This is a genomic window from Pseudoalteromonas simplex (assembly GCF_015278155.1).
GTDB lineage: Bacteria > Pseudomonadota > Gammaproteobacteria > Enterobacterales > Alteromonadaceae > Pseudoalteromonas > Pseudoalteromonas simplex.
Genome location: NZ_JADILN010000001.1, coordinates 767,859 through 793,118 on the forward strand (window position 1 = coordinate 767,859; position 25,260 = coordinate 793,118).

A 25,260-nucleotide genomic window follows, 5' to 3' on the forward strand; every position below is an offset into this window, starting at 1 on the left:
CATGCGCTTTTTAGACGAAGATGAAGAGTTAAACCCAATTGTCAGTGCCGTTAATCTGGTTGATGTATTTCTGGTGATTATTGCTGCACTTCTTATTGCAATTGCACAAAACCCACTCAGCCCTTTTACGGCAGAAAACGTGACTGTTGTTAAAAATGCCGGTGAGCCAAATATGGAAGTAATTGTTAAAGAGGGCAAGGAGATTAAACAATATAAATCTAACGGTGAAATCGGTTCTGGCGAGGGCATGCGCGCTGGTGTGGCTTATAAAATGGCTGACGGTAGCTTTGTATATGTCCCCGAAAGTGATGGCTCAGCAACGGGCAAACAAGAGAATACACAATGATAAGAATAATAACGTATGCGCTGCTTTTATTCAGCGCACTGACTTCACATGCAGCACAAAAGCCTGAAGTGCTTATAATGATGTCGGGTCATGTGGCTAAATCGAAAGGGGCATTGCTAACAAGCCTTGCTGAAGATCAACCGTTCACCTTTACTAATTTTAGTACTAAAGGCAAAACAGACGAAGAGATTAAACAAGCTTGGCAAAATGCTGAGCTGATTTTGTTGGATGGCATCAACCCTGCGCTTTCAAAATATATGTTTGCTAAGTATCAGCCATATTTAACTGAGTACCCCAATGTGCCAGTGATCTCACTCGGTGATATGGAAAACTCAGCAATGAATAGCGGTTTATCTGAGCAGCAACATACTCACCTTGGCGGTTATTACAATAATGCTGGGCGCGATAATTATCGTAATATGATGCTTTATATTGCAAATGCCATTTTTAAACTCTCAGATGTGCCAGCAGAGCCAGTTAAAGTCATTCCAAACGTTGGTTTATATCACCCTGAGTTTGACGGCCATGTTAGTGCTGATGAAACGCAGTTTTTTAATTGGTTAGAGGCTAAGCCAACTCAACCAGTTATAGCGATAGCGATTCATCGTTCAGTCATTGATTATGAACAGCAACAAATAGTTGATGCATTAATTACTGGTCTTCAGAACAAAGGTGCGAAAGCATTGGCGTTTTTCTTTGAAGGCAATGACGAAGCATTAACCTACCCAGAGTTACTGAGTGATGAAACTGGCTCACGGGTAGATTTAATCATTAACTATCGCTCATTGCACTATGTTGAGAAACGCCGCGCAGAGTTTATGCAAATTGGTGTGCCTGTTATTCATGCACTTAACTATACCGAAGGCGATGAACAGGCTTTTAAAGAAGATCATGCGGGTGTATCACCAGCACTCACTCCGTTCTTTCTTGTAATGCCAGAAGATACGGGTAGCACCGACCCAGTTATTATTGCCGCTAATGAAAAGGGCAGTAAGGTGGCAATGCAAGCGCAACTTAATGCGTTGGTTGAGCGTGCATTTAACCATGCCAATTTAGCGCACATTAAAAACACAAATAAAAAAGTCGCCACCTTTATTTGGAACTACCCGCCGGGTGAAAAGAATATTGGCGCTGCATTTTTAGATGTACCGAGTTCGATTGCTAACATCGCAAAAGCGATGCTCGATAAGGGTTACCAAGTAAAACAAACGGATACAGCCACGTTAGTTGAGCAAGCGGGTAAGTTGCTCCGTCCTTATTATCGTGGTGAAGATGCTGAGGCTTTGGTAAAACTCGGACTCGCAGATTATTTACCGCTAAGTATCTATCAAACTTGGTTTGATAGCCTGCCTCAGGATGTCACTCAGCCAATTATTGATAAATATGGCCAACCAAGTGAAAGCGGTATGTTGCGTATGCACAATGGCGAAATGATGTTTGTCATTCCGCGCATGGAACTGGGTAACATGATTGTACTTCCTCAAGGTGTGCGTGGTGAAACGGCAAAGCAGCATGCTGCCCAGTATCACAGTACTAAATCGGTCATCAATCATAGTTACTTAGCTATTTATCTATACGCACGTGATGTTTTTAATGCTGATGCGGTGATGCATTTAGGTACTCATGGTTCACAAGAGTGGCTTAGTGGTAAAGAGCGAGGCTTATCGGTTTATGATGCGCCAAACTTAGCGATAGGCAATATTCCTGTTTTCTATCCGTACATTATTGATAATGTCGGTGAAGCGATGCAGGCAAAGCGTCGTGGTCGTGCCACCATGATCAGCCACTTAACCCCAGGCTTTGCAAAAGCAGGGCTATACACTGAAGTGGCAAAATTAAACGAACTGATCACCAACTATTTAATGTTGGATGAAGGGCAAACAAAATCAAATACGCAGCAAGAAATAATTAAGCTTGCTAAGCAATTGAATATGTTAAAAGACCTCGACCTTGATGAAGCTACTTTAGCAGCTCAATTTGCTGACAAGATTACCGTCTTACAAGATCACTTAAACACACTGGCACAGATGAGCCAGCCGCTGGGAGTTCATATTTTTGGTGAGCTACCAATCAATGCCCATCTTTACAGTACTATTTTGCAAATGCTTGGTGATGATTTCACTAAACAAGCAGGTGAATTTGAGCGAGAAATCGGTATTGCTATTGGCGAGTCTGAACGTGAGGACGAGCGCAAGGTTGTAAAGTTAGAGGCATTAGAAGGATTTCAGTTACTAGCGCGAGTGCTGGGCGAAAATAGTAACTTAGCCATCCCTGAGTCGTTACAAAGTGATATTGCGACAGCAAAAGAGTACTGGCAAAACTTTCACAAAAGTGAAGAAATCACCGGTTTGCTAAACGGTTTGAATGGTCAGTATATACCAGTAAGTCACGGTAATGACCCTATTCGTAATCCGGCGGCTGTACCAACAGGTCGAAACTTAATTGGCTTTAACCCAGCGAAAGTACCTTCGAAAGAAGCTTATCAGGCTGGGGTAAAGATGCTTGAACAAACTGTACAGCAGTATCAAGCAGAACATGGCCGCTACCCACAGAAGCTTGCTTTTTCACTTTGGTCACTTGAAACAATGCGTCATCAAGGTGCATTAGAAGCACAAATTCTCCATGCAATGGGGATAAAGCCGAAGTGGAATAATCAGGGCAACATTGTTGGCACTGAAGTGATCCCATACTCAGAGCTTGGCAGGCCACGTATTGATGTAGTGGTTTCTGCGACAGGCTTGTACCGTGATGCATTTCCTAATGTCATGCTTTGGATTGCCGAGGCAATAGATAAAGTGGCAAAGATGAAAGAAGACAATAACTTTGTTTATCGTCACTCAATGACCCTCAAGCAAACACTATTAGACGAAGGTAAAAGTGAAGAGGATGCAGATTACTTATCTTCTGTACGTATTTTTTCTAATGAAAGTGGAGCATACGGTACAGGGCTTGCGGGGGGAGCGCTTGACTCTGATAGCTGGGAAAATGACAGTAAGCTGGCTAATTTGTATTTAGAACGAATGGGCTTTGGTTTTGGTAAAGATGAGGCTCGCTGGAGCGAAAATTTATCAGAAACAGGGCTATACGAAAAGGTGTTGTCGGGCACAGATGGGGTGGTGTTTTCTCGTTCAAGTAACCTTTATGCACTCATGACAAATGATGATCCGTTCCAATACTTTGGTGGCATAGGCCTAGCGGTTCGTAATATTGATGGTAAAACACCACAAATGTATGTCTCTAATTTGCGCCGTAAGGGGCAGGAGAAAATTCAAACTTTAGATCAGTTTATCAGTAACGAGATGCGCAGTCGTTATTTTCACCCTCGCTGGATTAAAGCGATGCAAGACTCAGGTTATGCTGGGGCTACTGCTATTTTAGACCGTATGAACAACATGTGGGGCTGGGAAGTTATGACCCCCGACGCGGTAAGAGATGATCAATGGCAAGAATTCTTTGAAGTGTATGTTGATGATAAATACGATATGCAAATGCGCGAATTCTTTGAGCAACATAACGCTGAAGCATTAGCACAAATCATTGAGCGAATGTTAGAGGCTGTTCGCAAAGGTTATTGGCAAGCTGATGCCGAGACACTGAAGAAAATGCTTGAAACCTACACTGAAATTGCTAATCAACATGATGTTGTTACAGACAATGAAACATTTACCGAGTTCGTAAAAGAGCAAAATGCTGGCTTTGGTCTTGCACCTTTAGTACCTGGGCAAGCGGCACCAGAACTTGCCAACAGTGTAAGTTCTGCTAGTCAGCAAGTGAGTGGCCAAAAACTTGAACAGGTTGAACAAGGTAAACAGACAGAATCTGACTATACATTATGGTGGCTATTAGGCGGGATTTTCTTTACTGGAATGATTAGCCCCTTTATAAGAGTGAAACAATAGCATTACCTTACAAAAGGCGGTCGAGGCTAGGTTTTTGGCCGCCTTTCATAACTTTTTAGTGCGTTTAGCCGCGTCACGTATTACAATTGCGACTTTATATCATTTCCATCTCCAGCGAATAGGTTTTCCACTTCTTCATGACAGATATTACAACACACCAAGCTTCTAGACGCCGCTTGTTAATTGCTTTAGCCATAACGTGCTCGTTTATGGTTATTCAGATTATTGGTGCCTATTATTCTAATTCGCTTGCTGTACTTGCTGATGCTGGGCATTTGTTTGTTCATAACAGTTCTTTATTTATTGCACTTATTGCTTCAAGCATGGCGATTTACTTTGCAAAAAACTTTAACGATGGTTACCAACGAGCTGAACTGACCGGTGGCTTGATCAATGGTGTTTTGTACTTAAGCATTAGCTTAGTTATTCTTTACGAAGGTGGAGAACGTTATTTCCATCACAGTGATGGGCATGAACTACAAATCAATAGCTATTTGATGTCAGTTATATCTGCTATTGGATTTTTGTTTCATGGCGCAGCTGCATGGGTTTTGTATAAAGGGCGTAAGGCAAGCATTAATGTATATGCGGTATTTCTCCATTCGTTCTTTGACTTAATTTCGACAGTTTCTACTTTCTTTGCTGGAATTTTAATCTACTTAACCGGGTGGGCAGAAATCGATATTATTTCGAGTATGCTCATAGCGATCTTTGTATTGTTCACTGGGGTTAAAGTGATTATTCGCTGTATTAAAGGGTTACTGGAAAACCGTAGTAAGCTTCCTGATGTAGCAGCTATTGAGCAAAGTATTGCATCAATAGAACACGTTCAAAATGTGCATAATGTAACGGTAATGCGCCAAGACAAAGATATTGTTGTGGGAGCACATGTGGTGTTAAAGCAGCATTGTACCGTGGAAAAGCATGATGAGGCGTGTCGACTTAAAGTAGAACAGCTATTGCTTTCACGCTTTAAAGTAAACAAAAGTGTTTTACAAATCGAAAGTCATGAATGCCATTATGTTAATTAAAGTGGCAAAATGTTTAATTTTCTTTTAATTTAAAGGTATCGCTAGGGTGTTAGGATGCCTTTTTTGCTTCAAAATAAGCCATTTTATATTAACTTTTTAGCTGCGCTGTTGCTTGGTTGCATTGCAGGTCTAGTTAATTTATTGCCAGTATTTTTTTTGGATAGCTCTGAGTTTCTGCTTGGGCAATTTTTTGTCATTTTAAGCCTGCTTTTACTCGGTTGGCGCTATGCAATTATCACCTTTATCATTAGTACTGGCTTCATATTTTATCGCTGGGGCCATGCTTGGCCATCCATTGTTTTTGCCTTAGAGCTTATATTTTTACAATTATATTGCCTGTCTAAGGCGCGTCCTGTCTTTTTGAGAGGGATGCTTTTTTGGTTTGTTATAGGTTCACCCATTCTTTGGGTATTTGGGCACTATTTTTTAGCATTACCCACACTCACTCTGTTGATAGCATTGGCTAAGTACTGTTTAAATGCAGTTATTTACTTGTCTGTAATAGATTTATTGAGCTTTTTCTTTAGTCGATACTCTTGGCACAAATATTATTCCTCTTTGGATAAAATACTTAATTACGTGGTTAGCTTGTTAGTCATTTTAGTGGTAATACTCACTTCAATTGTTTTGACTAACAATCACTATGCTCGCATAGAGTATGAGGTTAACGCTCAACTTAATGAAAAAGCGAATGAAATAGCGCGAGTTATCGATTCGCATTTAGAGCACCATAAAAAAGGAGTGGTTCTAACCGCAAAAAGTATTGCTCATGGGCTACCCAAACAGGTTGCACTTGAGAATATGGCTAATCTGTACCCAGATTTTAGAACTCAAATCATCACTGATGCTTTTGCAGATGTTACTCATTTTTACCCCCAATCATTAGCTGTAAGTTTGCAGCAGTCAAACATTCGCGCAAATGTTTCAGATCGTGATTACTTTATTCATGCACCGTCCAATAAGCAGGGTTATATTTCGACTATTTTTAAAGGGCGTGGTTTTGGTTCTCTGCCCATTGTTGCGGTTTCAGCGCCTATTTATATTGAGGATATGTTTACTGGCGTGGTCGAAGGCTCGCTGATGTTTGATTACTTTGCTAGTTTACGTCCAAGTTTATTTAGTCATCAAGGTGATTTACTAATACTCGATGCGGCTAATAAAGTTGTGTTTAGCACCATCGATGATTTTAAAGAGATGCAACAACTAAGCAATGAAGAGATTGATTCATTTGCGAATGAAGAGCGTTTTATCATATTTGATGCACACAATGAGCAGCAATATTATGCTAAGCAAGCGCGCTTAGCTGACCATAATTGGATGGTTATGACCATGCTAAACCGAAAACACGCGAATGATGTCGCTGTAAATGCATGGGGACAGTCATTGGTTATGATCATTTTTATTATTTTACTAACAAGCGTTTTCATCACTCAACTAAGTCGTTGGCTGACAACACCGATACGCAAACTTGCTGAACAAATTGATAAATTTGAGCCAGAAAATGCTGATACTGACACGTATTTACCGCAAACTTGGTTAGAAGTGAGCCGCTTGCAATCACAATTTTCGAGCCTTGCGAATAAGCTTGCACTGAGCTTCAATCGTCTACATCAAGCGAACCACGAAAATGAATTACTAAACGTAAGACTGAAAGACTTTAATGCACAACTAGAAAAACAGGTTGATGATAAAACCAATGAGTTGGTTGAAGCTGTACGGGCTGCAAATAATGCTAACCGCACTAAATCTCAGTTTTTGGCTAATATGAGTCACGAAATTCGAACTCCGCTAAATGGTATTTTAGGGATGACTCAGCTGTTACTAGATAATAAAGATTTAGCAGAAGAAGAACACGAAGAGTTAGTGATGATCCATCAAAGTGCGAATAACTTACTGCTGATTTTAAATGATATTTTAGATTTCTCCAAAATAGAGGCGGGTGCTTTAAAATTAGAGTATCGTGCAGTTGAAATAACTAAGTTACTTGAACAAATTGCCAAGGTGTTTAGTAGTACAAGCGTAAAAAAAGGGGTGACGTTTAAGCTTAACATTAGTGACTCTGTACCAAGTTGTATCAGTTTAGACCCTTTAAGGTTTAGCCAAGTTATAAATAATATTTTGAGTAATGCCGGCAAGTTCACAGAGTCGGGCGACATTACCATGAGCTGTACTATGGTTAATGACCGAATGCAGATCAGCATTCGTGATACAGGCATCGGGATTTCAAGTGAGCAGCAGGCAAAACTGTTTACCGAGTTTACTCAAGCCGACATTTCTACCACACGTAAATATGGCGGAACGGGACTTGGGCTAACCATTAGTAAGCGAATTATTGAGTTAATGGCAGGGGAGCTTAAGCTAACAAGTCAAGAAGGCGTTGGTAGTGAGTTCACCATCACGATGCCTGTAATTATTAGTAATTCAGCCTCAGTGGATAACCAAAGTACTGCGACTCCCCAATTAGCAGGTTTGAATATCTTACTAGTTGAAGATAACCCTGTTAATCAAATTGTATTGAAAAAGATGCTGCGTTCCACTCAGTGTAATCTCAAACAAGCAAATGACGGCCTTGAAGCACTTGAGATACTGCAGAGTTATCAAGCTGATATTATCCTTATGGACTGCCAAATGCCAAATATGGATGGCTATCAATGTACAAAAGAAATAAAACAGAACCCGCACTTGTATGGTCAGGCTATAATCATTGCCATCACTGCGAATGCATTTGAAGAGGATCAGCAGCGTTGCCTTGTTGCTGGCATGGATGATTTTATCTCAAAGCCAATTAATAAAGACCAATTATATGCGTGTTTAAACAAATGGCTTAAAGCTCTTTTAAACGAGCAACAATAGATTGCAAGTTTTGTTCTGCAAGTAGGTCTTCAGAAAGCATAGGTTTTGCAAAGTAGTAACCTTGAAAGTCATCACAGCCCATGTGTTGTAAAAATTTAATTTGCTCAATAGTTTCAACGCCTTCGGCAATACAATAAAGGCCTAAATTAGCGGATAACGCATGGATTGTTTTGATAATTGATTCGTTACTTCGATCATGCCCAATATTGCGCACAAAACTTTGGTCTATTTTAATGACGTCAATTGGAAACTGACTGAGGTAAGTCAGTGAAGAATATCCGGTACCAAAGTCATCAAGTAATAGTTTAAAACCCGCATTTTTTAACTTTCGTAGTTGCTTTGAGGCTTTATCTTTGTCTTCTAGTAATGTGTTTTCAGTAATCTCTAAGCGCAATTGCGCAGGCTTAATGCGAAAATTATTCAGGATCAACAAGAGTCTTTCGGTTAAGTTCGCCTTTAATATGTGCGTTGGCGATACATTTAAAGAAAGGTAAAAACGAGGGTTTGATCTTAAAATTGGCTGCAATTCTGTTAAAGCTCGATTTAAAGCCTGTTCTGTAAGTACATCGATTAAACCAATTTCTTCTGCAATAGGGATAAACTCAGCAGGTGAAATAAAACCTTGTTCTGTCTTCCAGCGCATTAATAATTCAACACCATTAATTTGCTTCGTTTTAGCATTAACAATTGGCTGATAATTATTAAAAAGCTCATCATCTTTAAAGGCATCTTTTAACGCATTTTCGAGTAATAACTTTTTAGTGAGCTGGTTATTCATCTGCTCGGTAAAGTATTTGAAATTGTTTCGCCCAGATTGTTTGGCATGCATCATGGCAATATCAGAATTGCGTATTAACTCATCAGCTGTTTTAGCATCAAAAGGATAGAGTGCAACCCCAATACTGGCTGAAATATTGATAGAAAAATCGTCAATAATGACTTTATTTGCTAATTCTTGTGTAAGTTGCTTAACTAATTCGCTCAACGTTTGAGGCGAATGAAGATCTTTGACTAACACTAAAAACTCATCGCCACTTTGTCTACCAACCGTTGCATTATTAGGTAAAAGTAAACTTACACGTTGCGTAATATTGCACAGCAATTGGTCACCAACAGCATGGCCAAAAGAGTCATTCACTGGCTTAAATTTATCTAAATCAATAAATAACAAGGCTGCTAACTTGTTATGCTTTTTAGAATGATTTATACAATTATTGATTTTTGAATGCATTAATGAACGATTTGGTAAGCCCGTTAATGGATCGTAATTCGCTAAATAACGTAACTCATCTTCAGCACGCTTTTGTTCTGTAAGATCTGAAATTACAATCACATAATGACTAATCGCTTGATTATCTTTCGCAACTGCAGTAACACTGATATGAACAGGGTGGGATGGATTTTTTTGAGTGTGTATATAAGCTTCTGTTTTCCAGTTTTGTTTTGGTTTTAATGTTTTTAACACATTGATGTATCTTAAGAACTGAGCCCTACCTATTGTGCGAACAAAGTCCTTAATTGTTAGATCAGTTATATTGCCTGTAATATCAAACGTATCACTGAAGCTTGTATTTGCTGAAAATGGTTTTAACTGGCTGTCTAAAATTAAAAGCCAGTCATTTATCTGGCTGAAAGCTTCACCGAGCACACTTGCTTGTAGTGCATTTGCTCTTTGTTCGGTAATGTTGGTATAGATACCTGTTACTTTTATTGGCTTATTTGCTTCATCAACTTCGACGACACGGCCAATGTCCTGATACCATAACCACTTACCATTTTGATGATTTAAACGGTAGGTGATATTCCATTGTTCTTGATTTGATTGTTTTGCAAAGGCATTCCAATGGTTTAAGTAGGCACTACGGTCTGCTGGATGAATAAAATCAAGGAACTCAATGAGGGCTAAACTCTCGTTACTCTTGTGGTAACCCAGCTCTGTCACAAAGCGATTATTTAAAAGCGTTTGCTGGCTTAAATTGGCTTCCCATACCCCACTTTTGTTACTGCTCAGTGCTAATTCAGTTTGTTGTTGCGATTTAACAACATCAGCATGCGCTTTATTCAGTACTTGTTGACGTGCTCTGTATTGCCAAAAAAAGAAAAAGAGTATGGCAAAAATGAGCAGCACATAACCTGTTATCGCAACTGGTGAAGACCAAGGTGCATAGGCAATATTAAACTGTAATTGTCTTGTTGCTGAACTGACTTTGGAGCTCTCGGAGTTAGAAGCAACAGACAAGATATATTGTCCGGGAGGTAGCTTGGTAAAAAATACTTTGTTAGTGGTTAATTTGTCGTAATTTAATGACGTTGGTCCCTCTAAAGTTACTTTATAAGTTGTTTTATCCTTATTGATAGTATCAAAGTTAGAAAAGCTAACCTCAAGACCGATGTCTTCAGCAGTCATTTGAAGAGGGTTATTGATATATTTGTATGGATGATAGTTCAGCTCGCGAGAGAGCAAAGAAACATGAGTAATTTCAGTATTTATCGCATCTAATTCTGTTGGTGAAGTTAAAAAGTCTTCAGGTGCGATTAACAATAAGCCCCTTGTCGAACCAAAGCCAATTTGGCCATTGTCTAGCGTTGCATCGGCATCAACATTAAACTCATTAGCTGAAAGGCCATCACGGATAAAATACGAATTGACACTTCTTGAACTTAAATCAATTCTATACAGGCCATTTTGCGAACTAGCCCATAAAAAACCAAAGCGGTCGATTTGTAAGCCATACACTGATTTTGCATTGAGACCAGATTGAGTGCCTAAGCGATGTTTAACAGCGTAGGAGTGAGAGTCAACAGCAATTAACCCTTCGTTAGATGAAGCCAGCCAAAGTGTATCATTGTGGTCAATAACCCAATCATCAATCACAGAAAATGTGAGTGGATTGAAGTTTTCGACTTGATAAACAAGTGTCAATTTTTCAGTTTGCTCATTATAACGATACAAATGGCCAGACATACTTAACAAATAGTCGTTAGGGTGACTCGAGAGCGGCTTTAAAAAAGAGTGCGCATTGATAATATCGACTTGTTCTTTTAGTCCCTTAATAGTTCGTAATTCACCTGTTTTACCATTGTAGCGATAAAAGTTTTCTTGAGTAATAAATGCAAATTGATCTGAACCTAAAGTATGAAAGCCCCAACTTGGCTCATTTTCTAATATATTAATCACTTCTTTACTGCCTTTTAAAGGCACTAAATCACCGCTGATCTTATCAAAGAGCGCTAAGCCTCTGTACTTCATAAGCCACAGAAAGCGTTCAGATGGTTCTATTTCTGCCTGTGCAATGCCATATACAGCATGTTCTCCATGAAAGGCTTTTATATCGTCATTAACTAGGTAAGGGCTGATGGAGTTTGTTAATTGGTTATACTTCAGCATGCCATTTTCGGTGCCGAACCAAATAATGTTTTCGCTGTCTTGCAATACCGCCCAAACACTATTGTTGACATTACCAGAAGTAGACGTTGATTCGATATGCTTAAAACGCCTTGCTAAGGTGGACCATGTAAAAACTCCCTGCGAACGAGATGCAAGCCATAGCAATCCTGTTTTATCAATCATCACGTCGACAATTGTATTGTCGGTCATTAAAAATTTACTTTGCTCATAGCTCAAAATAAATTCGGCGGATAGAGTTTCCCTATTAAATTCGAATAAGCCTTTTTCAGTGACAATATACTCACCAAATTTACTAGATGCGAAATCCCAAATATTTAATTCAGGAACCAATAGTTTGGTTTTATCTACTGCGAGAAGTTTATCTGCATTAAATGGAATGTTGTACATTCCTTCGACTGTACCAACTAACAGACCTAATTGAGGATCCAGATGCAAAAATTTTGCGTTTTTATTATCGTTATTTAATTTATTTTCATCAGCAAGCTCAATACGAGAAACATGATCATCCACTAAGTTTTTTGAAAAAAGTCCTGCGGTTGTTCCAATGTATAAAAAATTATCATGCAGAGCTAAAGCACGAATAAAGTCATCTTGCTTATCGATTGAAAACTCATGCAAAAACTTTTTGGTTTGCTTATGGTAAGAATAAAGGTGCTGATTGATTGCGAAAAAGAAATGACTGTCATCTTCTTCGAGTGCAAGAATAGGGGAAAAATAAACATCTTCAGGGGTTAGTTTTCCTGAATAGACTTTTTCGACACTGAGTGTTTTTGGGTTTATGAAGTAAGCACCTGAAAACTCAGTACTCACAAAAATCTTGCCATCACTGGTTTTAGTCATAAAAGTGATCTGTCGTTGATCAAGCATATATTCGCCAGCAAAAGCGGCTACTTGATAGCCGTCATATCTATTTAAGCCTTGATAAGTGCCAACCCAAATAAAGCCTAAATCATCTTGCACGATTTTAGTAACACTACCTTGGGTTAACCCTTCATCTGTAGAGATCCGCTGCATTTGCAAAGCATAGTTTTGTGCATTCACTGAAAAGGTGAGCGTGAAGAACAGCAAATTGAATATCAAAAGAAAAAGTTTAGGCACCGACTGATTAACCCTAAATTATTATTTGCATATAATTTTTAACAAAATATAGCACAATTATGAATGTTATTGAGTCAGCTGAAAAGATAAATTAGTAAATGTTTAATTAAGGTACAACATAGTGTTAGCTGTGCTATAAATAGCCCATAGGCAACCTAAGGGAAAGTTATGCGTCATTCATTTATAAGTCAAAAGAATCATGCCTTGTTATTAATTATTGACCTTCAAGCAGGGCTTGAGCCTGTCATAAGCGACTTTGGCCAAGCTGTTAATTACACCGAAAAGTTGATAAATGCAGCTAAAGCTTTAGACATTCCGTATTTATTTACTGAACAAAACCCAACCAAGTTAGGTAAAAGTAGTGAACAGCTTTTACCCTTCATAAATGGTAATAATTGCTATCACAAAATACATTTTAGCGCATGCCAAGAAGTGCAATTTAACCAACAATTAGCTGGCTTCAATCGTAAGCAAATAGTGGTGACGGGTACAGAGTCGCATGTGTGTGTACTGCAAACCTGTTTAGACTTAATTGCTAATGGCTATCAGGTGTTTGTGGTTGAAGATGCCATTGCATCACGCAACGAAAAACACAAAGAGTTAGCAATTAAGCAGCTATTGGCAGCAGGTGCTATTATTACCTGTACAGAAAGTGTGATATTTCAATGGCTAGAAAAAGCAGGGACCGATCAATTTAGAGCATTATTGCAATTAATAAAGTGAACCACGATGCGGTTCGAACCGTATTGGCTCGATTAATTGTATTTTTGTAAAGTATTTAATCATTAAGGCTTTATCTATGACGAGTGTGCGCCGCCTTTTTACTTATTTGTTCCTTTTATTGTTTGTTGAGTCTTTGGTTTTAGGCTTTATCTATTCGACCCTAATTACCGGTGTGGTAACTGGTTTATTATTGCTGTCTTTACCACTTTGGATGCTCCATCAATACCCAACGAGCAAATTAACAGCCCACGTTGTTGCTGCCGGTTGCATGATGTTTTCGTTTTTACACATCCAACAAAGCTACGGCCTCATTGAAGTACATTTTGAAATTTTCATTTTAATGGCCGTATTGATCATGTTTGTTGAATGGCGCGTGTTTATAACTGCACTTGCTTTTGTGGCCGTTCACCATTTGAGCTTTTATTTTTTACAGATCAACGAAGTTGGCTTATATGTTTTTGACCCAGACCGATTGTACTTTAGCACCGTACTTATCCATGCTGTGTATGCCATTGTTGAAGCAATTGTAGCGGGTTACATTGCTAAAACCCTTCACCGCGAACGCAGTTCTGGCTTATCGTTAAGTACAACGACTGAGCAAATAATGGCTGACGAAAACAGCATTAATATAAGTTTAAGAGCAGACGACTCCCACAGTGAAGCCGTGGCGGGCTTTAACCGCTTACTGGGTTTTGTATCAAGTGTGATCGGTGATGTTCAAAGCCAAAGTAGTGTTTTAAAAAATCAGTCTAAACAATTGCTTGAAGTACACGACGAGTTACATGAGCAAGCACTTCATCGTGAGCAGTTATCTGCAGATATCGCGCAGTCAGGCGAGCGAGTCGCCGAAGGCTTTGCCCAAGTTGAACAAGAAAGTAATGAACTACAAACACAATTTGAGCAGCTCCATTTAAGTGCTACAGAGGCACTCAATGAAGTGGCGAATACCGACAGCAAAACAGCTGAGCTTGCTAATAATCTTCAAGAGGCTGACCAAAATATTAGCCAGCTGGTGAGTGCATGTTCGCATATCTCAGAATTACTCAATGAAATTTCGTCAATTGCTGAGCAAACAAACTTACTTGCACTAAACGCTGCAATTGAAGCCGCCCGTGCTGGAGAACAAGGCCGTGGCTTTGCGGTGGTGGCTGATGAAGTGAGAAACTTGGCAACGCGCAGTAAACACACGACAGATAAAATAACCAATACGCTTGAAAGTTTGATGCAAAATAGCGCCTCATCAACTAAGTCGATGCAGGGTAGTGTTGCGCTTATAGAGCAGTTGTCGGCCATTAGTTCGCAGATGAAGTTGCAAATTACCGAGATGACAGAGCAGGTGAATGTTGCTGCAAGCAGCTCACAATCGGTTGCACATGTAGTGCAAAATCAAGCGGGTAATACGCGTGCTATTGCCGATAATTCACAAGCCTTAATTGCTAACCAAGCCAACGATAATCTGATGATTGAAAAACTCACCGATCGCGTACAGTTAATTGATGTAAGTATCGATGTACTGGAGCAAGGTATTGCTAAATTCAAATAGCAAATGGCTGATAATGGCAACTCTACTTTGGGTTGCCTCTGTGGCATTAGCCTTGGTATTTGCTTATTCTCAACAAGCAAGCACCTTTGATCCAGATAAAAAGCTGGCAACAGCTAACTGGCTGACTACATTTCAACAAAGTATGGGACTTGGCATCACCCATACAGATACCTTGTACATTATTGATGAAAATACCTGTGTATGCTCAGAGCGCTCACAACCGCACATAACAAGCCTTAGCAGCTATGCAGCAGAGCACGGTATTGAAGTAATAAAACTTAAACCAACATCTGCGGTTGCTGCAATATTACCCGCTCAACCTGCCGCAGTACTTGTTTCTGAAAATCAACAGCTTGTGTATGCAGGGCCATTATCAAAAGGACTCGCGTGTTCAAGTCAGAATGGCTTTGTTGAGTTAGTAATTGCAAACTTACGAGCGGGTTTTAATAGCCAGTTTATTAATTCAGACGCCGAGGGATGTTATTGTGAAATTAATTGAGCTTGAAAGGTAAGTAAAAGAGGCCAAGTATGTTGGCCTCTGTATTTAATATTTATTGAATTTGGCCTCGTATCTCACCGCTTGGGTTTGCAGGGGTATGAATGTTTACATAATGACCGCCTGAAGCTAAAACTGAAAAGATATCGGCGTCTATCATTAAGCCTGTGCTACTCATCCAGCGATTCATATCATCACTGTCTTGTACAAGTGGAGCTAACACTGGGCCATTTTCACCTGCTACACCGGTATGAATATGGGCAGCAGTTGCATCGCTTACACCTGATGTAAGCACTTGCAACTCAACACTGTAATCATTGGTATTCACTAGCGCATAACCATCGCCAGACGCATCCGTTGTGACCGCAGGTACTTCTTGTTCACCACTTAGCGGAAAGGTGACAAACACATAGTTGTCGGTAAGGATTTGACCGCGAAGTTCGCCACTTGGGTTAGCAGGAGTATGCACATTAACGTAATGACCACCTGATGCAAGTACTGCAAAAATATCTGCATTAATCATGGTATTTTCAGGTGTTTGCCATAAGTTCATGTTATCGCTTGATTGCTCTAACGCGGCAAGAACGTCGCCATTGGTGCCTATACGACCCGTATGAATGTGAGCAGCAGTGGCGTCACTCACACCTTCGGTTAACGCTCTTAATTCTAGATGGTAGTTATCCATGTTAACTAATGCATAACCACTACCTGATGCCATCGTATCAACCGCTGGAACTTCTTGCATACCACTAAGTGGGAAAGTAACAAGTTGATAGTTATCTGTTAGGATCTGACCTCTAATTTCGCCACCCGTGTTAGCAGGTGTATGTACGTTAACGTAATGACCACCTGATGCAAGTACCTCGAAGATCTCTGCGTTGATCATGGTATTTGCTGGCGTCATCCACATGCCTGCATCAGTTGTTGACTGCTCAAGCGCTACTAGAACGTCGCCATTGGTGCCAATCCGGCCAGTATGAATGTGTGCACCTGTCGCATCATCAACACCCATTGTGTTTACTAATAGCTCTAAGCCATAGTTATCCATGTTAATTAATGCATAACCTTCACCACTTGCATCAGATTCGACAGCAGGAACTTCTTGCTCACCGCTTAGTTTAAAGCTCGTAAAACCATAGTTACTGGTTAGGATTTGCCCACGAAGCTCGCCGCCAGCATTAGCAGGTGTATGAACATTGACATAGTGACCGCCAGAAGCCAGCACTGCAAAAATATCCGCGTTGATTTGTGTGTTGCTTGGTGTCATCCAGACGTTACTGTCGTCCATTGATTGTTCAAGAGCCACTAATACATCGCCATTAGTCCCGATACGACCTGTATGAATATGCGCAGCACTTGCATCGTCTAAGCCTGATGTTACAACAGTAAGCTCTACGCTGTAGTCTGTTGTATCAACAAGGGCATAACCATCACCATCAGCCATGGTGCTGACCATAGGCACTTCTTGATTACCACTTAAGTCAAAGGTCGCAACTGCATAGTTGTCTGTTAAGATTTGGCCGCGAATTTCGCCACCGGCAAATTCAGGCGTATGAACATTAACATAGTGACCGCCGTCTAAAAGTACTGCCAGAGTGTCGCTGTCGATCATGGTATTTTCTGGTACAACCCAGTCAGTCATGACTTCGTCGTCTTGCTCTAAAGTTACGAATACGTCACCATTTGAGCCTAATTTACCCGTGTGGATATGAGCTGCTGTTGCGTCATCAACACCCATAGTCACCGCGCGAAGCCGTAATTCTGTCGTGGCGCTGTCATAAGATGCATAGCCATAACCCATTGCGTCACTGTCGTTCATAGGCACTTGTTGATCGCCATTTAAAACAAACGTGATGATACTCGTTGTATCTGGCACAATTTGCGCACGAAGTTCACCGTTTGCATACTGTTCGGTATGAAGGTTTATATACCAATCGCCATCCATTAAATCAGCAATTAGGCTTTCATCAAGGTCGGTAATTGCGACTTCATACATACCATCGGTAGTGGCTTCAAATGCAAAAGCAACATCACCATTAGCGCCCAAATCGCCGTCATGGATGTGTGCTGCGGTAAAACCTTCGACTGAGCTTGCATCAAGTGTTGCACGAAATTGCATTAAACTTTCGTCAAGCTCTACCGTTGCAGTCGCTGTTTGCATTGAGTCATTCATTGGCACTTCTTGTTTGCCACTTAAAGTTACAGAATAGGTTTTACTTGGAGTGAATTCTTGAACTGGGGTTGGGGTAACAACTTCGGTATTATCATCATCGCTACACGCGGTGAGAAAAAGTAAGCTGCTAGCCAGGAGTATGTATTTCATCGTTGTTCCTTATATCTTTGTATGTTCGGACGTTACGACGTGTCCACTTCAATAAGGCGTACGGGCGGTGTTTAAAAAAAGATCAAAAAAGGTTGTTTAAAAGTTAAAAAGTAGTTCTTTAGTGTTGGTTTATTTGAAGTGAGGATTCAAAAGTTAAAGTTTAATAACGCTAACTTTAGAGGATTTGACATATTTAGCCGTATAATGGCTTTTGGGTTTCAAATGGGTACGGATCGTGCATCTAGTTTGATTTTAAAAAGTTTATAGCTAAACGCCAAAAAATTAACGATAGGAAAACTATGCAGCTAACTTCGTACACTTCTTCATTCCTAAAAGAACCATTATTAGATCAGCAAAATAAAAATGAGCTAAACCCAGCAAGTGAAAGAGCAACAACCCTTCAAGGCTCTAAACAACAAGAAGCGGGAGTTGATTCTGAACCGGAAGTTGAGGCTCAACCAAAGACATCACAAACACAACAAGAGCTAGTAGTAAAAATAAAGGAGTTACAAAATAAGATTAATAGTTTAAAAAGCAATAAAGACCTAGCTCCAGAACAACGAGAAAGTGAGTTACTAGAGCTTAATAAACAACTTGATGAAGAAATAAATGCAGTCCAGCTTGCCGTAAAAAGTAATGTTTCTACGATGATAAACTCATTGTTTGCTCCTACTTCTAGTAATCACTCTGGTATGCTGTTTAACAATAAAGCGTAAGTTTAAGGCAAAGCGCTTGTTCGCAGTTACTTTGCCAATTGCATATTTATAAGTCCGCTAAATTACATACTTTATAAGTGAGTAGATGAGAGTACATATAAAGGTAAATAGGAAGAACCATTTTATGTGAACTGTTATTGGTGACCCGCGTTTGGCTGTTCTGATCATAGTTACTGGGTAATCATACTCAACAAGTGTCTTGAAAAGCTCAGGATGTTCTAAGCTCCAGTCATTTAAAGGAATTGAATCACCATAGCGAGTTTTAAAAATAACAGAAAATAGATAGGCACGCCTAGGTTGTGGATCGTTAATATCGTAGCCGCTTTTGGTGCGCGTAAAATTCCATACGGCCTCAACATTAAGTAAATCTTCTCTTTTAAGTGTTCGTGCTTTTCTGTCATCGAATAAAAGTGCAGGCAGGTAAACCTCTTCTTTGTTTATTTTAATTTCACACAAGGGAGATTCATGGATGAAATAACGCTTATTGGCAATAAACATCTGAATTAAAAAATAACTGAGATAAGTAATGACCACAGCGGCAATTGCACCTGCACCGGATTGTGTTTTCCAAACAAGGTGACATTCAATAATGAAAATAACGGCAGTAATTAATTTTGCCTTGAATTTCTGTGCTTTCGGTAAAGGCACTGCGCATCTTATGATAGGTATTTCAGGTTGCACTTTCGTTTTTATGAAAGTCTGAAAAAAGATTGAGTTAAAGTTATCACGGGTTAATTCAAAAGTAGGCGCTTCCATGTGTCCTCGGTTACAGATTTAGTATTAGACGTAAAATAGCAAACGCAGTGCTTTATTACCAACTAAAGGGTTGGCTTTGTTGTGTTATTTAAAAATGGTTTATTTATCATAACGAGTAGCCAACAGGCTCAGGTCTTTCTTTTGCCCTTTAGCATATTGAAGCCTAATTTTTAGTTATTAACTAACCAAGATTGATACGTGAAAGGATGGCTAGGCCATTACGATTAGAGTTTGCAGGTGCTTTGTATCATGTTACGTCGTGAGGGAATGAGCGCACACTCAGCTAGCTGAGGTCTAGACAAGTCCCCCCTTATAGCATTAAGCAACTTGAGTATTTTCTAGCTCATTTTAAAAAGGTAATGCATTTGCATTGCCTGTTCGTTCGTACTAAAATCAAAGCTAATGAAGCAAATAAAAGACAGAGGTTGTTATGGCACAAGTTGCTTTAGAAACTGAATCAACATTGACAGACCGTTTTCAAACTACGGTGCCTAGCCCTGTTCGTAAGGCGTTGCACTTAGGTAAAAAAGATAAAATTAAATACACGATTCAATCTGATGGCAGCGTTGTTATTTCGCGTGCAGCAGTGCAAGAAAGCGATCCTGTACTTGGCGAGTTTTTATCATTCATAGCGCGTGATATGCAGGCTCACCCTGAAAGAATAGAACCGTTATCAGCAAGTGTGCGAGAAAACGTTGATGTGTTGATTGAAGGTGTTGAAATCGATTTAGATGCTCCGTTATTGGATGAGGACGAGTAAGTTTGCAAAAAACGATACCAATGGCCGTAAATGGTTGGACACTTTACACTCATCCATTGTTTAAAGAGCAATACATAAGCCTTAAAGTTCAAGTTGAGGCTCTTCGGAATAAAGATCCAAAGGGCTACCTTAAAAAAAATGCCACGAAACGATTAGCCGCTATTCAACGGTTAATCTTTGAACTAATACCGCACGATCCTACCAGCCCTGAGTTTCGTCAAGGAAGCACATTAGGTGATGATAACAAGCACTGGTTTCGAGCAAAGTTCTTCCAACAATACCGTTTGTTTTTTCGATATCATTTAGGGTCAAAAATCATCGTTTATGCATGGGTCAATGATGAAAATAATAAACGTGCATACGGTAGTAAAACCTATGCCTACAAAGTATTCGAAAAGATGTTAAATTCTGGTCATCCACCTGAGGGATGGGATGAACTTTTAAAGCAGCTAAGGACGAGTTGCTCTTCCCATAATCAAGGCGCGTGTTTTTCCAGTTGTTGAAGTGTTGGGTTCTTTGTTTTTTCATCGCCTAATGCTCTGTATCTGAGCCATCCTCTCTTTTTCTTTCAACTGCAACACTAACCACCCCTCAAAAAAGTTAAAAATTTTTCTTTACTCGCCTTTAACTAACTGCCCAAATCATAAGGGAAAATTTTTAGCTGTGTGCCATTTATGAAATATTGGTATAAAAGTTATGCAAATATTGCCTATAACACTATTGCGAACTATTACCGTTTAGATTAATATGCTGACCATCAAGAGAAATGAGAGTGGTTTGCATTCATGTATATCTGTTTATGTCATGGTGTGACTGATAAAAAAATCGAACAAACAATTGATGATGGCGCTATGACGATGCGCGATTTATCAAAAGAGCTGCAAGTGGGTAGCCAGTGCGGCAAGTGTTGCGGTTGTTGTAAAAAAATTCTTAATCGCAAACTGATCGAAATTGCAGATATCACTGAGCAAGTAGCGTAATTACTTGCTCTTAAGCATGCGTGCTTAACAATTTTTCCTTTGTTTAATTGTTCTAATTAATCCCCATACTTACGAGTTTTTATTTGCTTTTAACCCCTTCATTTATTAGGGTTATAACAAAGCAGATACGTGTATCACACGGTCATTGGTAGGAAGCCATGATAATAGACTCTTCAAAATCACTTTTTTGTGCAGTACTCATTTTAATCACCGCGGGCTGCGCGCAATTACCTTCACGAGAGTCCATTCAACCAAGCTATGCCATTGCAGCAGATACACCCAGTACCATAGGAGATGCAGTGGGTAATAATCATCCTGGGTTATCAGGGTTTTATCCTTTAGCAGATGGGGTCGATGCCTTTGTAGCTAGGTTGGCGCTCATTGATTCTGCAGAGCACACCATTGATGTGCAGTACTATTTATACCACAGGCAGCAAACCACCATTTTATTTACGGCCTTTTTATTAAAAGCCGCAGATAGGGGGGTAAGAATTCGCTTGTTGCTCGATGACTTATCGCAAGCCGACAGTGAGCTTGATTTAGCCGCACTGGCTGTACATCCAAATATTGAAGTTCGATTATTTAATCCATTTCCTAACCGTCGTTTTAGGGCGCTCGGCTTTATTACCAACTTTAGACAGCTTTCTAGGCGCATGCATAATAAGAGCTTTATAGTCGATAATCGTATTTTTATTACTGGTGGGCGAAACATTGGTAATGCGTACTTTTCGGCTGAAGATCATTCTGAGTTTATTGATTTAGATGTTATGAGTGTTGGTGAAATTGTTCCAAATGCATCTAAAGCATTTGATTTATATTGGAATCATCAATTGTCTTATCCAGTTGAAGATTTACACGGTAAACGTGATGAACAATCACTTATAGATATCACTAAAACATTGTCGAGCTATGTTGAACAAAACCGACAGAGCAATTATGTTCAGCAGCTACATGAAAGCGAGTTTGTTAAACGCTTGCTTGATGACGAAATTACATTTGACTGGCAAACCTCAGAGCTGTTTTTTGACCATCCTGATAAGGTTTTAAATGATGTACGTGAAAAGTCGTCAAATATGTCGCCACGTTTACTTAAAAGACTTGGGCAACCACAGCAAAGAGTTATTATCATTTCGCCTTACTTTATTCCCAAAGAGCAAGGCGTTAAGTTGCTAACAAACTGGGTGCGGCAGGGCGTTAACGTTACTGTGCTAACAAATTCACTAGCCGCCACTGATGTCTCAGCTGTGCATGCAGGATATAAAAAGTACCGCAAAGATTTAATTTCTGGAGGGGTAAAACTTTGGGAATTAAAGCCAAGTGACTTGATGGCCGTTAAGCGCAAAGCAGGGCGTAAGGTTACTGGGTCATCACAAGCAAGCCTACACGCAAAAACCATGACCTTTGATGATGAAAAGGTCTTTGTCGGTACCATGAACCTTGACCCTCGCTCACTTGATTTAAATACTGAAATGGGTGTATTGATCAACAGCTCTAAATTAAGCCGATCACTATCAAAGTGGGTTGATACTGATATGGCTGAGTATGCTTGGAAAGTTGATTTAAAGGATGATGATTTAGTTTGGCTCGACACAGTGAGTAATGAGCAATTTGATGAAGAGCCACAAACGTCTTCTTGGCGACGCTTTCAAGTGTGGTTTATTTCGTTATTCCCTATCGAGGATGAGCTATAAAGCATTCCTTCAGCATTTACACGTAAGCCCAACTTTTTAGTTGGGCTTTTTATTGTCAGCCTTTAGTTGTTAACCATTTTGGGATAAAAAATAGCGTTTGAGCTTACACGTGTAAACCCATTGTATTCAAGTGCTTAGCATGCAAAGAAAAAATAAATATAAAAAAATGTTAAAAAAACTGGTTGGACCAATTGATCTATTGCTTATTTTATGACGTAATGTAGGTATTGCTATCTGGTCGGATGAGTTTATTATGAGCTTACGTACAAAATTAAAAAAAGTATTACCTAGTATTTCAATTACAGAACAAGAAGCGTTAGATGCGGGTGATGTTTGGTTAGAAGGTTCAATCTACCAAGGTAAACCTGATTTCGATGCACTTCGTGACGTGCCAGCAGCTAAGCTGAGCGCTGAAGAGCAAGCATTCTTAGATGGCCCTGTGAAAGAATTATTATCAATGATTGATGATTCTGAAATTCAAAATGGTGTTCATCTTCCTGACTACATTCTTGATTTCTTGAAAAAAGAGCGCTTCTTCTCGCTTATCATTCCTAAATCATTCGGCGGTTTAGAATTCAGCCCATATGCAAACTCAACAATCGTTGCGACTATCGCGACTAAGAGTTCTGCGGTTGCGGTAACCGTGATGGTTCCTAACTCATTAGGCCCAGGTGAGCTATTACTTCACTTTGGTACTAAAGAGCAACAAGATCACTACTTACCACGTCTTGCAAATGGTCGCGACATTCCTTGTTTCGCACTAACTAGCCCAGAAGCGGGTTCAGATGCGGGTGGTATTCCAGATATCGGTGTTGTTAAACGTGGTCAGTTTAATGGCGAAGAAGTGCTAGGTTTAGAAATTACCTGGGACAAACGTTACATCACACTTGCGCCAATTGCGACAGTATTAGGTTTAGCATTTAAAGTAGTTGACCCTGATGGTTTACTCGGTGGCAAAGAAAACCTCGGTATTACCTGTGCGCTAATTCCTAAAGATCACCCTGGTGTTGAACTTGGTAATCGTCATGATCCTATGGGTATCCGTTTTTACAACGGTACGACTCGCGGTGAAAAAGTATTTGTACCAATGGACTTCATCATTGGTGGTCAAAAGAACATCGGCCGTGGCTGGCAGATGCTGGTTAGCTGTTTAGGTGCAGGCCGTGGTATCTCTTTACCGGCACTAGGTGTTAGTTCATCACAGGTAGCATTTAAAGGTGCTTCTGAGTACGCAGCAGTACGCGAGCAGTTTGGTCTGGCGATTGGTCAATTCGAAGGTATCCAAGAAAAGCTTGCTGATATTGCAGGTAAAACTTATCTTCAAGAAGCAATGCGTGTATTAACAACAGAAGGTTTAGGCATGGGCTTAAAACCATCTGTCGTCACTGCGATTGCGAAATACCACATGACAGAAATTGGTCGTAACGTGCTTGATTCAGCAATGGATATTCAAGCAGGTAAAGCAATTCAAAATGGCCCGCAAAATACATTAGCAAGTGGATATGTTGCACAACCAATCGCAATCACGGTTGAAGGTGCAAACATTCTTACTCGTAACCTAATGATTTTTGGCCAAGGTGTAATGCGTTGTCACCCTTACCTTCAATCTATGGTTGAGTCTATCCATAGCGAAGACAAAAATGCAGATAAAGAATTCAACAGCATCTTACGTAAAACAGTAGGTTACAGCGTAGCTAACAGCTTACGTGCTTTCCGTTTAGGTGTATTACCGTTTACTGCCGGTGCTAAATCGTCACTACCCGAAGTACGTGAATACGAAAAAGCAGCGCATAAATTATCTGCAAAACTAGCAGTTTACGCTGACTTCTCGTTATTGGTACTGGGCGGCAAACTTAAGCAAGCAGAAATGTTATCTGCACGTTTAGGCGACGTAATGAGCTTCTTGTATGCGGCGATGGCATCAATTAAATATTACGAGCAAAAAGTAGCAAGCAGTGAACGTGAGCAAGCTGCGCCTTACTTCCACTATGCGACTCGCTTTGCACTACAAAGCGCTGAAGAAGCATTGCATAAGTTCTTAGATAACTTCCCTGCAAGTGGTACTCGTAAGTTTATGCGTTTCATTACGATGAACCACTCAATGAAAATGCCTAAGATCAGCGATGATTTAATCCGTGAACTTGCGACTCAAGCGCAGATGGATACCGTATTTAAAGCGCAAATCACTCACTTGGTTAACCCAATTGAAGGTGATGGTCATTACATCAATGAGCAAGCGTACAAAGCGAAAATGGCGTGCCTTGATTTACTTGCAAAAGTTAAAAAAGCACTGCGTGCTAAAACTATTAAGCCGGGTGTTCGTTTTGCAGAAACGCTTGATAATGCACTTGTTGCAAGTGTTATCAACGAAGAAGAGTATGCAAAACTGATTGATTACAACAAGAAACGTGAAAAAGCGATTCGTGTTGATGAGTTCGACTTTGACATGAACTTACTGGATGACAATGCAAAGCCAGTAAACCCACTTAAAAGTGTGGTAAACGAGTAATTCAACAATGCAAGTCCTGAGCAGTATTAGGACTTTATCTTCGAAAACCCGTGCTTAGCACGGGTTTTTTATTGCTTATAGGTCGTTGTACCAATAGCCAATATCACCTACCATTGCCATCGGTTTA

General features: G+C 39.9%; 16 protein-coding genes. 13 read left to right on the top strand and 3 right to left on the bottom strand.

Annotated features, from left to right (window positions below):
* Nucleotide 1: 1 nt before the first annotated feature.
* The 4 genes from IRQ78_RS03335 to IRQ78_RS03350 all read left to right on the top strand — a co-directional run bounded on the left by IRQ78_RS03335 (nt 2) and on the right by IRQ78_RS03350 (nt 8,129).
* Nucleotides 2–346 (top strand): DUF2149 domain-containing protein, encoded by a 345-nt coding sequence (locus tag IRQ78_RS03335; RefSeq protein ID WP_054554591.1) that lies wholly within the window; start codon nt 2–4, stop codon nt 344–346.
* Nucleotides 343–4,245 (top strand): cobaltochelatase subunit CobN, encoded by a 3,903-nt coding sequence (gene cobN / locus IRQ78_RS03340; RefSeq protein ID WP_194441337.1) that lies wholly within the window; start codon nt 343–345, stop codon nt 4,243–4,245. Before IRQ78_RS03335 ends, cobN begins: the two co-directional genes overlap by 4 nt.
* Before the next feature lie 137 nt (nt 4,246–4,382).
* Entirely contained in the window at nt 4,383–5,276 is an 894-nt protein-coding gene (locus IRQ78_RS03345) for a cation diffusion facilitator family transporter (RefSeq protein WP_054554589.1), read from the top strand.
* 579 nt (nt 5,277–5,855) lie between these two features.
* On the top strand, nt 5,856–8,129 hold the full coding sequence (locus tag IRQ78_RS03350; protein WP_235523722.1) for a response regulator: 2,274 nt from the start codon (nt 5,856–5,858) through the stop codon (nt 8,127–8,129).
* On the opposite strand, the gene IRQ78_RS03355 is transcribed toward IRQ78_RS03350, so the two are convergent.
* On the bottom strand, nt 8,101–12,636 hold the full coding sequence (locus IRQ78_RS03355) for an EAL domain-containing protein (protein ID WP_323741523.1): 4,536 nt from the start codon (nt 12,634–12,636) through the stop codon (nt 8,101–8,103). The two genes, IRQ78_RS03350 and IRQ78_RS03355, sit on opposite strands and share 29 nt — an antisense overlap.
* 168 nt (nt 12,637–12,804) lie before the next feature.
* Here IRQ78_RS03355 and IRQ78_RS03360 point away from each other — a divergent pair, with 168 nt between their 5' ends.
* From IRQ78_RS03360 to IRQ78_RS03370, 3 genes are all read left to right on the top strand, one after another.
* Nucleotides 12,805–13,359, top strand: coding sequence for an isochorismatase family protein (locus tag IRQ78_RS03360; RefSeq protein WP_194441339.1), 555 nt, complete (start codon nt 12,805–12,807; stop codon nt 13,357–13,359).
* 76 nt (nt 13,360–13,435) lie between these two features.
* Nucleotides 13,436–14,902 carry a methyl-accepting chemotaxis protein gene (locus IRQ78_RS03365; protein ID WP_166340753.1) on the top strand — a complete coding sequence of 489 codons (1,467 nt, stop codon included), beginning with the start codon at nt 13,436–13,438 and terminating at the stop codon, nt 14,900–14,902.
* A 13-nt stretch (nt 14,903–14,915) separates the two neighbouring features.
* Nucleotides 14,916–15,401, top strand: a complete 486-nt coding sequence (locus IRQ78_RS03370; RefSeq protein ID WP_082389332.1) for a DUF6436 domain-containing protein — start codon at nt 14,916–14,918, stop codon at nt 15,399–15,401.
* A gap of 52 nt (nt 15,402–15,453) precedes the next feature.
* Here the strand turns inward: IRQ78_RS03370 and IRQ78_RS03375 are convergent, their stop codons facing one another.
* Nucleotides 15,454–17,721 (bottom strand): CHRD domain-containing protein, encoded by a 2,268-nt coding sequence (locus tag IRQ78_RS03375; protein WP_194441340.1) that lies wholly within the window; start codon nt 17,719–17,721, stop codon nt 15,454–15,456.
* A 299-nt stretch (nt 17,722–18,020) separates the two neighbouring features.
* On the opposite strand from IRQ78_RS03375, the gene IRQ78_RS03380 reads away from it, so the two are divergent.
* On the top strand, nt 18,021–18,437 hold the full coding sequence (locus IRQ78_RS03380; protein ID WP_194441341.1) for a hypothetical protein: 417 nt from the start codon (nt 18,021–18,023) through the stop codon (nt 18,435–18,437).
* 57 nt (nt 18,438–18,494) lie between these two features.
* Here the strand turns inward: IRQ78_RS03380 and IRQ78_RS03385 are convergent, their stop codons facing one another.
* Nucleotides 18,495–19,193, bottom strand: a complete 699-nt coding sequence (locus IRQ78_RS03385; protein WP_194441342.1) for a hypothetical protein — start codon at nt 19,191–19,193, stop codon at nt 18,495–18,497.
* Nucleotides 19,194–19,623: 430 nt separating this feature from the next.
* On the opposite strand from IRQ78_RS03385, the gene IRQ78_RS03390 reads away from it, so the two are divergent.
* The 5 genes from IRQ78_RS03390 (at nt 19,624) to IRQ78_RS03410 (ending at nt 25,133) form a co-directional block, all read left to right on the top strand.
* Nucleotides 19,624–19,953: a type II toxin-antitoxin system PrlF family antitoxin gene (locus IRQ78_RS03390; protein ID WP_194441343.1), complete on the top strand. Its 330-nt coding sequence runs from the start codon at nt 19,624–19,626 to the stop codon at nt 19,951–19,953.
* 2 nt (nt 19,954–19,955) lie between these two features.
* On the top strand, nt 19,956–20,456 hold the full coding sequence (locus IRQ78_RS03395) for a type II toxin-antitoxin system YhaV family toxin (protein WP_323741524.1): 501 nt from the start codon (nt 19,956–19,958) through the stop codon (nt 20,454–20,456).
* 282 nt (nt 20,457–20,738) lie between these two features.
* Nucleotides 20,739–20,933 carry a (2Fe-2S)-binding protein gene (locus IRQ78_RS03400; RefSeq protein WP_054554573.1) on the top strand — a complete coding sequence of 65 codons (195 nt, stop codon included), beginning with the start codon at nt 20,739–20,741 and terminating at the stop codon, nt 20,931–20,933.
* A gap of 158 nt (nt 20,934–21,091) precedes the next feature.
* On the top strand, nt 21,092–22,624 hold the full coding sequence (locus IRQ78_RS03405; RefSeq protein WP_194441344.1) for a phospholipase D family protein: 1,533 nt from the start codon (nt 21,092–21,094) through the stop codon (nt 22,622–22,624).
* A 253-nt stretch (nt 22,625–22,877) separates the two neighbouring features.
* Nucleotides 22,878–25,133, top strand: a complete 2,256-nt coding sequence (locus IRQ78_RS03410) for an acyl-CoA dehydrogenase (RefSeq protein ID WP_194441345.1) — start codon at nt 22,878–22,880, stop codon at nt 25,131–25,133.
* Nucleotides 25,134–25,260: the final 127 nt, after the last annotated feature.

Excerpts from the sequence above, each read along its gene's own strand:
- IRQ78_RS03380 (WP_194441341.1), top strand. The coding sequence starts at position 18,021 with ATGCAGCTAACTTCGTACACTTCTTCATTCCTAAAAGAACCATTATTA.
- IRQ78_RS03400 (WP_054554573.1), top strand. The coding sequence starts at position 20,739 with ATGTATATCTGTTTATGTCATGGTGTGACTGATAAAAAAATCGAACAA.
- IRQ78_RS03345 (WP_054554589.1), top strand. The coding sequence starts at position 4,383 with ATGACAGATATTACAACACACCAAGCTTCTAGACGCCGCTTGTTAATT.
- IRQ78_RS03385 (WP_194441342.1), bottom strand. The coding sequence starts at position 19,193 with ATGGAAGCGCCTACTTTTGAATTAACCCGTGATAACTTTAACTCAATC.
- IRQ78_RS03365 (WP_166340753.1), top strand. The coding sequence starts at position 13,436 with ATGACGAGTGTGCGCCGCCTTTTTACTTATTTGTTCCTTTTATTGTTT.
- IRQ78_RS03360 (WP_194441339.1), top strand. The coding sequence starts at position 12,805 with ATGCGTCATTCATTTATAAGTCAAAAGAATCATGCCTTGTTATTAATT.
- IRQ78_RS03335 (WP_054554591.1), top strand. The coding sequence starts at position 2 with ATGCGCTTTTTAGACGAAGATGAAGAGTTAAACCCAATTGTCAGTGCC.
- IRQ78_RS03375 (WP_194441340.1), bottom strand. The coding sequence starts at position 17,721 with ATGAAATACATACTCCTGGCTAGCAGCTTACTTTTTCTCACCGCGTGT.
- IRQ78_RS03410 (WP_194441345.1), top strand. The coding sequence starts at position 22,878 with ATGAGCTTACGTACAAAATTAAAAAAAGTATTACCTAGTATTTCAATT.
- IRQ78_RS03370 (WP_082389332.1), top strand. The coding sequence starts at position 14,916 with ATGGCAACTCTACTTTGGGTTGCCTCTGTGGCATTAGCCTTGGTATTT.
- IRQ78_RS03405 (WP_194441344.1), top strand. The coding sequence starts at position 21,092 with ATGATAATAGACTCTTCAAAATCACTTTTTTGTGCAGTACTCATTTTA.
- cobN (WP_194441337.1), top strand. The coding sequence starts at position 343 with ATGATAAGAATAATAACGTATGCGCTGCTTTTATTCAGCGCACTGACT.
- IRQ78_RS03390 (WP_194441343.1), top strand. The coding sequence starts at position 19,624 with ATGGCACAAGTTGCTTTAGAAACTGAATCAACATTGACAGACCGTTTT.